General features: G+C 65.4%; 11 protein-coding genes. 4 read left to right on the top strand and 7 right to left on the bottom strand.

The features are described 5' to 3' along the window. Positions 1–139: 139 nt before the first annotated feature. Entirely contained in the window at positions 140–607 is a 468-nt protein-coding gene (locus Q0629_RS07415; protein ID WP_298780839.1) for a MarR family transcriptional regulator, read from the bottom strand. 159 nt (positions 608–766) lie between these two features. Between Q0629_RS07415 and Q0629_RS07410 the strand changes: the two genes are divergently transcribed. Beyond that, entirely contained in the window at positions 767–2,356 is a 1,590-nt protein-coding gene (locus Q0629_RS07410; RefSeq protein WP_298780837.1) for a D-aminoacylase, read from the top strand. Between the two features lie 22 nt (positions 2,357–2,378). Here Q0629_RS07410 and Q0629_RS07405 read toward each other — a convergent pair whose 3' ends face one another. Continuing rightward, entirely contained in the window at positions 2,379–2,717 is a 339-nt protein-coding gene (locus Q0629_RS07405; protein ID WP_298780835.1) for an AzlD domain-containing protein, read from the bottom strand. Beyond that, positions 2,710–3,402: an AzlC family ABC transporter permease gene (locus Q0629_RS07400; RefSeq protein WP_298780834.1), complete on the bottom strand. Its 693-nt coding sequence runs from the start codon at positions 3,400–3,402 to the stop codon at positions 2,710–2,712. The genes Q0629_RS07405 and Q0629_RS07400 overlap by 8 nt, the downstream gene beginning before the upstream one ends. Before the next feature lie 243 nt (positions 3,403–3,645). Between Q0629_RS07400 and Q0629_RS07395 the strand changes: the two genes are divergently transcribed. The 3 genes from Q0629_RS07395 to Q0629_RS07385 all read left to right on the top strand — a co-directional run bounded on the left by Q0629_RS07395 (position 3,646) and on the right by Q0629_RS07385 (position 6,394). Continuing rightward, positions 3,646–4,233, top strand: a complete 588-nt coding sequence (locus Q0629_RS07395; protein WP_298780832.1) for a hypothetical protein — start codon at positions 3,646–3,648, stop codon at positions 4,231–4,233. Positions 4,234–4,323: 90 nt separating this feature from the next. Further along, positions 4,324–5,283: an L-lactate dehydrogenase gene (locus Q0629_RS07390; protein WP_298780830.1), complete on the top strand. Its 960-nt coding sequence runs from the start codon at positions 4,324–4,326 to the stop codon at positions 5,281–5,283. A 37-nt stretch (positions 5,284–5,320) separates the two neighbouring features. Beyond that, positions 5,321–6,394 carry a branched-chain amino acid aminotransferase gene (locus Q0629_RS07385; RefSeq protein ID WP_298780828.1) on the top strand — a complete coding sequence of 358 codons (1,074 nt, stop codon included), beginning with the start codon at positions 5,321–5,323 and terminating at the stop codon, positions 6,392–6,394. A 29-nt stretch (positions 6,395–6,423) separates the two neighbouring features. Here the strand turns inward: Q0629_RS07385 and yjfF are convergent, their stop codons facing one another. From yjfF to Q0629_RS07365, 4 genes are all read right to left on the bottom strand, one after another. Beyond that, the gene (yjfF, locus tag Q0629_RS07380) at positions 6,424–7,449 is read right to left on the bottom strand and encodes a galactofuranose ABC transporter, permease protein YjfF (RefSeq protein WP_298780825.1); all 1,026 of its coding nucleotides are present in this window, start codon (positions 7,447–7,449) and stop codon (positions 6,424–6,426) included. Continuing rightward, positions 7,446–8,465, bottom strand: coding sequence for an ABC transporter permease (locus tag Q0629_RS07375; protein ID WP_298780822.1), 1,020 nt, complete (start codon positions 8,463–8,465; stop codon positions 7,446–7,448). The genes yjfF and Q0629_RS07375 overlap by 4 nt, the downstream gene beginning before the upstream one ends. 34 nt (positions 8,466–8,499) lie before the next feature. Continuing rightward, a complete protein-coding gene (locus Q0629_RS07370) occupies positions 8,500–10,008 on the bottom strand; it encodes a sugar ABC transporter ATP-binding protein (RefSeq protein WP_298780820.1) in 1,509 nt (502 codons plus the stop codon). Between the two features lie 75 nt (positions 10,009–10,083). Further along, positions 10,084–11,028, bottom strand: coding sequence for an ABC transporter substrate-binding protein (locus Q0629_RS07365; protein WP_298780818.1), 945 nt, complete (start codon positions 11,026–11,028; stop codon positions 10,084–10,086). Positions 11,029–11,593: the final 565 nt, after the last annotated feature.

Genomic DNA, 11,593 nt, shown 5'->3' with positions numbered 1-11,593 from the left:
TCGCTGTTTGTGCCTGCAAAACTCATTCTAGCGAATAACTGCCATCTATGGGCCTTTTTTTCTCCTCTCTCCCCCTTCTGTTGCTTTTAGATTGTAAATCCAAGAATCGTTATGAATAGCGTCTACAGTATGAATAACGTCAAGCTCTATTGGCGCCGGCGTTGCCGGCCCCCAATGCCTCCTCCATGCGTCCCGTCATGTCCGCAAGCAGGCGGCAGAACTCCTCCCTCTCCCGATCGGGCGTGTCCCCCCACAGCGTGCGGCGCAGCTCCTCGGAGATGCGCTCGAACAACGCTTGAAAGGCGATGCCCTTCTCCGTCAGGCGCAGGATCGTGACCCGGCTGTCGTCCCGATCCGCTGCCTTCTCGATGTAGCCGAGCGACTCCAGCTTGCGCGCCAGGACCGTCAGCGTGCTCTTGTCCCGGTTCACGCGCTCGCTGATGGCCTTCATCGACTGAGGTCCGCTCTCGTACAACGCCGTCAGCACGGCTCCGTGAGGCGGCAGCAGGTCCGTGACGCCCTCCTTCGCCAGGCGATCCGTGATGAACGCGTTGACGCGGCTTCTCAGAGCGGCAATATTGTGTGCGACGTCGTCCCCGATCTTCATGCGGGTATTATAGTTTTATATAAAACTAATGTCAAGCCGCTTTAAAAATTTTGCACGATCGATATACTGGAAAATATAATATAAACGGACCTGACGCGGCGCACGTTTGGCTGCGTCGTCGCCTTTGTCATACGGTGTTTTAACGAAGGATGGGATTGCATGTCGGAGTTTGTCGTAACGAACGCCAGGATCTGCGACGGAAGCGGGAGCGCGTGGTATCGGGGCGGGGTGCGCGTCCGGGACGGGGTCATCGTGGAGGTGGGGCGGAACGTGGCGCCCTGCGGCGGCGCGGCGGAGGTGGAGGCGGGGGACAGGATGCTGGCTCCTGGCTTCATCGACATCCACAGCCACGCGGATTTCGTCCTGCCCCTGCACCCGGAGGGAGAGAACCTCCTGCTGCAGGGGGTGACGACGATCGTCATGGGGCAGTGCGGCATCAGCCCGGCGCCCGTCGTCCCGGAGCGGGTGGTCCAGTTGGACGAGTACGCGGGGGTGACGCGGTCCGGCCGGAAGCTGAAGTGGAACTGGCAGAGCTTCGGCCAGTGGCTGTCGCGCCTGGAGGAGCTCCCCCTGGGGGTCAACGTGGGCTCCTTCATCGGTCAGGGGACGGTGCGCCTGTGCGTCATGGGCTTCGCGAGTCGGGCCCCGTCGCAGGACGAGCTGTACCGGATGCGGGGGCTGGTGGAACAGGGCATGGAGGAGGGGGCGTTCGGGCTGACCAGCGGCCTGGCCTACCCGCCGGGGATCTACTCGTCGGACGCGGAACTGGAGTTCGTGGCGGGCGGCCTCACGAAGCGTCGGGGGCTCTACCTCTCCCACATGCGAAACCAGGCCGACAGGTCGCCGGAGTGCGTGGAGGCCACCATCAACGTGGGGCGGGTGAACCGCATCCCCGTCCAGGTGGTGCACCTCAAGGCACGGGAGGGGGACCGGCCCGGCATGGCGGCGCACCTCTTTGGCATCATCGAGAGGGCCAGGGCGGAGGGCGTCGACGTCACGGTGGACCAGTACCCCTACACGGCCGCCAGCTCCACCATGCGCTCGCTCATGCCGAAGTGGGTGCACGAGGGTGGCGTGGCGGGCATCGTGGAGCTCCTGTCGGACCCCGTGCGGCGCAGGCCGCTGCACGACGAGATGGCCGCGTCCGAGCGCTGGCTGAAGTGCATGGAGCACGGTAACGGGCCGCGGGGGATTGTCCTTGGAGAGCTGCCCGGAACGCCGCAGTACAAGGGGATGAACCTGGAGGCTGTGGCGAAGGACATGGGGACCGACGCGGTGGATGCGCTGCTGGAGGTCATTTTGAAGAACCGGGGGTGCGATCAGGGCGTCTACTTCACGATGACGGAGCAGGACGTTCGGAACGTCATGGTGAACCCGCTGGTGATGGTGGGGTCCGACGGCGGCATCGCGCTCCGGGGCGAGTTCGTCCATCCGCGCTATTGCGGGACCTTCCCCCGCGTCCTGGGGCGCTACGCGCGGGACCTGAAGCTCTTCTCCATGGAGGAGGGCGTCCGCAGGATGACCTCCCTGCCCGCGTCGCGGCTTGGGCTGACGCGCAAGGGCCTCCTGCGGCCGGGCATGGACGCGGACATGGTGCTCTTCGACCCGGGGACCATCGCGGACGGCAACGACTACGAACACCCCACGGACCCACCCGTCGGCATCGAGTCCGTGTGGGTGGCCGGACGGCTGGCGGCGCACCGGGGCCGCCTCACGGGCGAGCGGGCCGGGCGCGTGCTGCGCTTTTAGGGAAGGCGGGGGCGGGCGCCTTTTAGAACGCCGTCTGCACCAGGAACATGTAGCACGCCGTGCCGCAGAGGACGCTGAGGAGCAGGCTGCGCAGCCGAACGTGCAGGAGGGCGGCCACGGCGCAGGCGAGGAACTCCGGCGCGCCGTAGGGCGCGGCGGTCAGGTTTACGTTCCGCAGGCAGTAGACCGCCAGCATGGGCATGATGGCTCCGGGCAGGACCCGTCCCAGGTACGCGACGATGGCGGGCGTCCTGCGCCCGAAGGTGAGGAAGGGCAGGAACCTCAGCGCCAGCGTCACGGCGCCGCTGACGAGGACGATGAGGGCATCGTGCACGTGGGGGCCACAGAACAGCTCAGCCATTGTCTTCCTCCAGTTTCCTGCGCAGGAGCAGCAGAGCCCCTGAGATGGAGAGCATCGTCGGGATCAGGAAATGGTCCGGGCCGAAGGCCACCAGGCAGACGAGGGATGAGGCGAGGCCCACGAGGGCGGGGGAACGGTGGCGGGCGGTCATCTGCTGCTCGACGCAGAGGGTCACGAAGAGCGCTGTGAGGGCGAAGTCGATCCCCTTCGTGTTAAAGGGGATGAAGGGCCCCAGCAGGGCACCCAGCGTTGTGCCGGCGAGCCAGGCCGCGTGGTTGAACAGCGACACGAGGAAGCAGTAGCGGTGAAAGCCCGGCCGGTCCTCCGCGCTGCAGGCCAGGGACCACGTTTCGTCCGTCAGGGCGTAGATCAGGTAGGGCTTCCTCCAGCCCGCGCCCCGGTAGCGGTCCACCATGGAGATGCCGTAGAAGAGGTGCCGGGCGCTGACCATGAGGGCGGTGAGGGCCGTCGTAGGAAGGGACACGGCCCCTGCCATCAGCTCGAGGTCCACGAACTGCATGGAGCCGGAGTAGACGACGAGCCCCATGGCGAGAGCCCACAGCGCGCCATAGCCCCTCGTGCTGAGCAGCACGCCGAACCCCGTCCCCAGGACGATGTAGCCGGCGACGACCGGCAGCGTGTCGAAGAGAGCGCGCCGCGCGGACCCTCTGTCCTCGTTGGTCATGATCGAAAAACTCCCGTCCGTCAAAGATACGTCGGGCAGCCCGCCCGGAATTTGACGTATTATATCGGGAAGTGCCGTCAAAAGGAAGTGTCACCGGGGCGCGAGGAGCCGGGACGGGTCCGAAAATGCTGTATAATAGATCAATTATGCTTAAGGCGAGGTCGGGGTGTCGGCCAAGGCGCGCAGGGAGAGGGCATTCCGGCACCGGCTTTGCGATCTTTCGAAGATTGGCGGGTGTTTTCAGTGATCAGGAAGCTCTTGATGGCCTTGCAGGCCTTTTCGTTCATCGTGGGGCTCGCTGTGATCTTTGCGGGCGGGGTCATCTGTTGGGATGTGGCGTCCCACGGCATCCCCGAGATCGTCGATCTAAAGGTCCTGCACACCACGAAGGCGAGGTACGCGCGCGTCACCGCTGCGCTGGAGGACACGGGCGTGCACTTCCCAAGGGACAAGAAGAACAGTGCGTCGTATTTCTACACGATCCGGCTGGAGGACAAGCTGGTCCTGGTCAAGAGCCTCCACAGGCGGGAGAAGGGGCCGGCCTCTTCGTTCTTTGTCCTGGTCCAGCCCTACGAGGGGACGCGCGTCGAAACGTATTTTTCGCTGCAGGCCGCTGCGCGCGGCCTCCCGGAGGAGGACGTTCGGGCGGGATACGCGGACCGAATGTTGCAGTACTTCGACAACAACCCAAGGAAGTACGGTAGGATGGTGCTGGGCCTGGGGGCGCTCGTGTTCCTGGCGGCCGCGGTCTGGACGGCCGTGGCGAAGAACGGAGGGGCTCTGCTCAGAATGGTCTTGACCCTTGGGTACAGCGAGAGAGAAAGGCGCTGAACGCGCCGGCGGATTACCCGCGCGGGGCAGGCGGCAGCTTTTTTGAGTCAACGGGCGTTGGTTTTTTAGTTACAGATAGGGGTGTTGGACATGCAGAGGAAGAAGAGGACGATTGGCATCATCGGCATTGGGCACGTTGGAGCGCACGTCGCCTACAGCCTTGCGGTGCAGGGCATTGCGGACGAGATCATCCTGGTGGACAAGGAGAGAAAGAAGGCGGACTGCGAGGCCCAGGACGTTATGGACTCCGTCTGCTACCTGCCGCACCGCGTCGAGGTGCGCTCCGGGGACTTCCCGGACCTGAAGGACTGCGACGTGCTGGTGAACAGCGCGGGGCACATCCAACTGCTGGCCACGGGTAACAAGACCCGTTTGGATGAGATGGACTTCACCATCCGAGCCGTCAACGGCTACGTGGATCGGGTGATGGAGTCCGGCTTTGACGGGGTCGTCATCAACATCACGAACCCCTGCGACGTGGTGGCCTGGCGCTTCGCGGAGTTGTCGGGACTGCCGCGGGGCCGCGTGTTCGGCACGGGCACGGGGCTTGACACAGCGCGCCTGCGGTCCGCCCTGGCGCGTCAGACGGGGGTGGACCACAAGTCCATCTGCGCCTACGTCATGGGAGAGCACGGCGCGTCCCAGATGGTGCCCTGGTCTGCGGTGTCCTTTGGCGGTAAGCCCCTCACGGAGTGGGAGAAGACGGACGAGCGCTTCCGCTTCGATCACGAGGCGATCCGCAAGGAGGCGCGGGACGCGGGCTGGGTGGTGTTCAGCGGCAAGCAGTGCACGGAGTACGGCATCAGCTCTACGGCGGCGCGCATGGCGAGCGTCGTCCTTCTGGACGAGAAGCAGATCCTGCCCGTCGCGACGCGCCTTGAGGGCGAGTACGGGGAGAGTGGGATCTTCATTGGCGTGCCTGCTGTGGTGGGCGCAGGGGGCGCGGAGCAGGTGGTGGAGATCCCCATGTCGGCGGAGGAGTTGGCGGAGTTCAGGAGATGCTGCGACGACGTGCGCGCGAACATGGCGCACGCGCTGGAGATCCGTTAGCGGCCGGGGGCTGTCTTAGGTTCTGGAGGTCATGACGATGAAGATTGCGTTTACGAGGAACGAGCGTCCGGGGAAGCTGCCCCCGTCGAAGGAGCTGGGCTGGGGGAGCGTCTTTACGGACCACATGTTTTTGATGGACTACAGCGACGTGGAGGGGTGGCACGGGCCGCGCATCGTCCCCTTCGGCCCCATCGTCCTGTCGCCCGCGGCCAGCGTCTTTCACTACGGCGCGGAGGTCTTTGAGGGGCTGAAGGCCTACCGACGCGCGGACGGCGCCGTGCAGCTGTTCCGCCCCATGGAGAACGCTCTGCGCCTCAACCGTTCCTGCGAGCGCATCGGCCTGCCCCAGCTGAACCCGGAGGACACGGTGGAGGCCATCAAGGAGATCGTCAGGACGGATCAGTCCTGGGTGCCGTCGGACCCCGGAACGTCGCTCTACATCCGCCCCTTCGTCTTTGCGACGGACCCTGCGCTGGCGCTGCACGGCATCCATCGGGCGACGTTCGCCATCATCCTGTCGCCGGTGGGCAGCTACTTCCCCGAAGGCCTGAAGCCCGTCCGAATCATGCTTGAGACGGAGGACGTCCGGGCGGTGCGGGGCGGCACGGGCTACACGAAGTGCGGAGGGAACTACGCGGCGAGCAACCGGGCGGGGGACCGGGCCATGGAGAAGGGCTACGCTCAGGTGCTGTGGCTGGACGGCGTGGAGCGCAAGTACGTGGAGGAGGTCGGCGCGATGAACGTCATGTTCAAGATCGGGGGGCGGGTCGTCACCCCCTCCCTGGCCGACGGGTCCATTCTGCCGGGCATCACGCGAAAGTCCTGCATCGAGATGATGCGGAGTTGGGGCATGACGGTGGAGGAGCGGAAGATCGGCGTCGATGAGTTGACGCGGGCCGCGGAGGAGGGAACGCTGGAGGAGGCCTGGGGCACGGGCACCGCAGCGGTGATCTCTCCCATCGGAGAGCTGTCCTATGAGGGCAAGAGCTACGTCGTCAACGGCGGGGAGATCGGCCCCACCTCCCGAAGGCTCTACGACGAGCTGACGGGCCTGCAGTGGGGCAACCGCCCCGACCCCTTCGGCTGGACGGTCCCGATCCCCAGGAGCTGAGGCCGTCAGCCGACCCTCCGGAGGCCGCCCTACTGGCTGGCTTCCGGAGGGTTTTTCTTTGTGGGGACGGCGAAGCGCGCCGACCGCACCACCCAGGTCTGAAGGAGGATGAACAGGAGGAGGAGCGCCCCCACCACGATCTTCGTCCACCAGGAATTGAGGGTTCCCTCGAAGCTGATGAACGACTGGATCACCCCCTGGATCAGGACCCCGACGATGGTGCCGGGGAGGGTGCCGACCCCGCCCGACAGGAGCGTGCCCCCGATCACGACCGAGGCGATGGCGTCGAGCTCTAGCCCGATGCCGGCCAGGGCGTAGCCTGAGAACGTGTAGAGGCTGTACAGGATTCCCCCCAGCGCGGCGAAGAAGCCGGACAGGGCGTACACCTGCACCTTGCAGGAGCGGACGGGCAGCCCCATCATGGCGGCCGAGCTCTCGCCGCCCCCTATCGCGTAGACGTTCCTGCCAAAGGCCGTCGATTGGGCGACCCAGGTGGCGGCCGCGGCGACCCCCAGGAAGACGAGCGCCACGAAGGGCAGGTTGACCCGCTCCGTCAGAGGGATGCCGAAGGAGGCCATCGCCGTCAGCGACGGGGACTTCAGCGGGATGGACTCCAGGCTGATCATCTGCGCGGCGCCGCGCAGGAAGAACATGCCGCCCAGGGTCACGATGAAGGGGGGGAGGTCGCAGCAGGCGATCAGGACGCCCATCAGGGCGCCGAAGGCCGTGCCGAGGACGAGGACGAGCCCCATCACGAGGAAGGGGTTGAGCCCGTGGACGGACACGAGCCTGGCCATCAGGACGCCGGTGCAGGCCACGACGGACCCCACGGAGAGGTCGATGCCGCCCGACAGGATGACGAACGTCATGCCCACCGCGATGACGCCCAGGAAGGCGTTATCGATGAGGAGGTTCACGAACACCCTCAGGGAGAAGAAACTGGGGAACCGCAGGGAGGCCGCCGTAAAGAGCAGCAGGAAGACCGACAGGGTGGCCAGCAACGGGATGTGGCGGGCCCTGATCCGCCCCGGCCTCCGTCCGCAGAGGGGCCTCACAGCGCAGCCCTCATCCGCGCCATGCCGGCGCGCACCGCAGGCGACTGCATGAGGCTGATCAGGATGACGACCAGCGCTTTCACCACCAGCGTCGCCGGTCGGAGCACGCCCTGGGCCAGGATCGTCGTGGTCAGGGTCTGGATGATCAGCGCTCCGATGATGGAGCCCAGGAGGCAGAAGCGTCCGCCGGTCATCGGCGTCCCCCCGATGACTGTGGCCAGGATCGCGTCCAGCTCCAGGTTCAGGCCGACGTTGTTGGCGTCCGCCGCCCGGATCTCCGTCGTCAGGAGCAGGCCGGCGACGCCCGCGCAGAGGGCCGAGAGGACGTAGACGAGGGCCTTGACCGCCGAGGCGTTGACGCCCGCGTAGCGGCTGGCGGAGGGGTTGATCCCGATCGCCTCGACGAAGAGCCCGAGGGCCGTCCTGCGCGCCGCGAGGCCCGCTCCAATGCAGAGGAGCGCGGTCACGTAGAGGGAGAACGGCAGGCCCAGGAGGAACCCCGACGAGAGGAACTCGAAGGCGGGGTACGAGAAGCGGACGATCTGCCCACCGCAGAGCAGCTGGGCGATGCCGCGCCCCGACACCATGAGGATCAGCGTCGCCACGAAGGGCTGGATGCCGAGGCGCGTCACGAGGAGCCCGTTCCAGAGCCCCGCAACGGCCGCGAGGGCCAGCGGAGCTGCGACGACCAGGAGCAGGGGGCAGTGGGCGCGGGCCAAAAGGGCGGCTGCCGACCCCGCGATGGCGATGACGGCCCCTACGGAGAGGTCGATGCCTCCGGTGGCGATGACCAGGGTCATCCCCATGGAGAGCAGGACGGTGGGCGCCGCCCGGCGCAGGACGTCCAGGAGGCTGCCGTAGAGGTGCCCGTCCCGGACCTCGATGGCCCAGAAGTTCTCCGTGAAGAACAGGTTGAAGATCAGGAGCAGGAGCCAGAACGACAGGGCCCACAGGTAGGGCCGCGACGTTCGGTTCCCCGATGGCTTCAGCACGACGACTCCCCCTTCAAGCTTCAATCAATGGCCTGCCCGCAAGGCAAGAGGCGCTTCCTCAGGCGTTGGCGATGGCCTGCAGGATCCTCTCCCGGTTGACGTCGGCGCCCGACAGCTCCTCCACCTTGCGCCGGTCCCGAAGGACGGCGACGCGCCCGCAGCAGCGGACCGTTTCGTCCAGCTCCGAGGAGATGAAGAGCACGGCCAGGCCGTCGTCCGCCAGGGACAGGATCAGCTTCTGGATCTCGAACTTCGCCGCGACGTCAATGCCGCGGGTCGGCTCGTCGAGGATCAGAAACCGCAGGTTGGAGGCCAGCCAGCGGGCGATGACGACCTTCTGCTGGTTGCCTCCGGAGAGCTTCTCGACCGCCTGTTCGGCGCCGGGGGTCTTGATCTGCAGCGCCTGGATGAATCGGTCCGCGATCCGCTCCTGTTCGGCGCGCCTCAAGAGCCTGGCCCAGCCGCGGCTTGTCTGCAGCACCAGGATGATGTTCTCCCGGACCGAGAGCTTGCCGACGAGCCCGTCCGCCTTCCGGTCCTCCGGGCAGAAGCCGAATCCCAGGGCGATCGCGTCGGCGGGTGAGGTGATCCTCTCCCGTCGCCCCTCCACGAGGAGCTCCCCGCGGTCCGCCGGGTCGGCCCCGAAGATCATCCGCGCCGCCTCGCTCCTGCCCGACCCCAAAAGGCCGGCTAACCCGACGACCTCCCCCCGACCGATGGAGAGGTCCAGCGGCTCGATCGCCCCGCTGCGGCCCGCTCCCCGAACGTCAAGGAAGGGAACGTCCTCGTCCCGGCCCTTTGGGGTCCGGCGCGCCTCGGTCCCCTCCTCCACCTGCCGCCCCACCATGGCCGTGACCAAGTCGATGCGAGACAGGTCGGCGACCTCGTACTCCCCGACCCGACACCCGTTGCGCAGCACCGTGACGCGGTCCGCGACCTCGTACATCTGCTCCAGGAAGTGGGTGACGAAGAGGATGCCCAGTCCCTTTTGTTTCAGGTCCCGCATCACGTCGAAGAGGAGAGCCGTTTCCTCCGCGTCGAGGCTCGACGTCGGCTCGTCGAGGATCAGGACGTCCGAGGACATCCGAAGGGCGCGCGCGATGGCCACGAGCTGCCAGACCGCTATGGAGTAGCTCTCCAGCCGTTCGCTCACGTCGATCCGAAGGTTCAGCCGGGCCAGGAGCTCCTCCGACTCCCGAAACATCCTGGCCCAGTCGATCCGGCGGAGTCCCCGTCTGGGGAACGCGCCGAGAAAGAGGTTCTCGGCCACGGAGAGCGTGGGGATCAGGTTGACCTCCTGGTGCACCGTCGCGATGCCGGCCCTCTGCGCGTCGAGGGGCGTCCCGAAGGCGACCTCCCGCCCCTTGAAGCGCAGGGACCCCTCATCGCGACGACAGACGCCGGAGAGGACCTTGATCAGGGTCGATTTTCCAGCCCCGTTCTGCCCCATGAGGGCATGGACCTCCCCCCGCCGGAGCGTGAAGTCGACGTGGTCGAGGGCCTTCACTCCGGGGAAGGAGAGAGAAACGTTCGATGCCTCCAGCAGGACGGTTCCTTCCGATACCACTCAAGATCACCTGCCCCAAAAAGTATCCCTCTCCGGCGCACCCCGAAAGGGCGTCGGGAGGCCCCGCCCCTCCGGCTAGTACTTGCGAAGCCCGATCAGCTCCGCGGCCTGGGACATCTCGAACAGCTCGTCCTTCTGGACGATCCACTTCTCGAGCGCCTCACCCGCGATGGCCTTCTTCAGGGTTTCAAAGGCCAGGGGGCCAAGCAGCGGGTTGCACTCCACGACCGCGTTGATGTCCCCGTCGACCATCGCCTGAAAGGCGTGCTTGGTCGCGTCGATCGTGATGACCTTGATGTCCGTTCCGGGCTTGAATCCCGCCTCGCGGATCGCCTGAACGGCGCCCAGCCCCATGTCGTCGTTGTGGGCGTAGACCACCTGGATGTCCTTCCCGTACTTCTTCAGAAACGCCTCCATGACCTGCTTGCCGAGCTCCATCGTGAAGTCGCCGGTCTGGGACTCCAGGATCTTGACGTCGGGGTGCTGGGCGAGCTCCTCCTCGAACCCCTTCTGCCGCTCCAGGGCGGCGGAGGCGCCGGGGGTCCCCTGAAGCTGGACCACGTTGCCCTTCCCGTTCAATTCTTTGACGACCCACTTGGCGGCCTCCCGTCCCTCGAAGACGAAGTCCGACGTGATCTTGCAGACGTAAAGGGAGTCGTCGTCCGTGACGATGCCGCGGTCCAAGAGGATCACCGGGATGCCGGCCTTCTTCGCCTCGTTCAGGACGGGCTCCCAGCCGGTCTCGACGACAGGAGCCAGGAGGATTCCGTCCACGCCCTGAGCGATGAAGGAACGGATGGCCTTGATCTGGTTTTCCTGCTTCTGCTGAGCGTCGCTGAACTTGAGGTCGATCCCCAGCTCCTTGGCTGCGGAGAGCACGGAGTCGGTCTCCGCCGTGCGCCAGCCGCTCTCCGCCCCGATCTGAGCGAAGCCCACGACCAGGGGCTTGTCGTCGCCAAAAGCACAGCTCCCACAGAGCAGAGCACAAAGACACGCCAACGCCGCCGCAAATTTCTTCACTACAAAACGCCTCCTTAAGGATAAACAATTGAACTTAACCGAACTTCATTAAAACTGACGGCATTATTCTAGCATTTTCGTGAGGGGTTTGCACGGGGTTTTGGCCGCGCTTTCAGGAAAACGCCGGCGTTCGTCCCCCCGCCCCGCCGTCGGACGAAGGGGCTGCAGGCGAAGGGTGGGTGGAATCGTTCGGAGATATGAGTCGAAGGGCTCATAGGCATCGTGCGGTAAGCTCACTGGTTAGGTGCCTCAAGCTCCTGAATTGGCAAGAATAAAGGATATTGTTTTATGGGTTGAACGGCCTTATTTTGTGCCCATCGGATGAAAAAGAAATGGCGTAAGTTGAGCATTTATAGTGGTTTAGAATTCTTTTTCGCGGGGAATGGCCCATCGGCCGGCCCTTTAAATTTCTGTGGGGGGGAAGTATCATTGTTACTTATGGTTCATCTGTGGCGGAGGCCTCTGCACGGCTGTCCTGCACGATCTGCCCGTTTGAGCTTCTTTTGATGTGTTTGGGATGCGAATAGCGGCCTGGTGGGCCGAGAGGGCACGGAAAGGACAGGGA

Origin of the sequence: uncultured Fretibacterium sp. (genome assembly GCF_938030725.1) — a bacterium.
GTDB lineage: Bacteria > Synergistota > Synergistia > Synergistales > Aminobacteriaceae > Fretibacterium.
The sequence above is the reverse complement of the archived record's forward strand: the minus strand, read 5'-3'. Positions and strand labels throughout refer to the sequence as shown.

Bases quoted from the DNA above. Each gene is read 5' to 3' on its own strand.
- Q0629_RS07415 (WP_298780839.1), bottom strand. From the start codon at position 607: ATGAAGATCGGGGACGACGTCGCACACAATATTGCCGCTCTGAGAAGC.
- Q0629_RS07410 (WP_298780837.1), top strand. From the start codon at position 767: ATGTCGGAGTTTGTCGTAACGAACGCCAGGATCTGCGACGGAAGCGGG.
- Q0629_RS07385 (WP_298780828.1), top strand. From the start codon at position 5,321: ATGAAGATTGCGTTTACGAGGAACGAGCGTCCGGGGAAGCTGCCCCCG.
- Q0629_RS07405 (WP_298780835.1), bottom strand. From the start codon at position 2,717: ATGGCTGAGCTGTTCTGTGGCCCCCACGTGCACGATGCCCTCATCGTC.
- Q0629_RS07400 (WP_298780834.1), bottom strand. From the start codon at position 3,402: ATGACCAACGAGGACAGAGGGTCCGCGCGGCGCGCTCTCTTCGACACG.
- Q0629_RS07390 (WP_298780830.1), top strand. From the start codon at position 4,324: ATGCAGAGGAAGAAGAGGACGATTGGCATCATCGGCATTGGGCACGTT.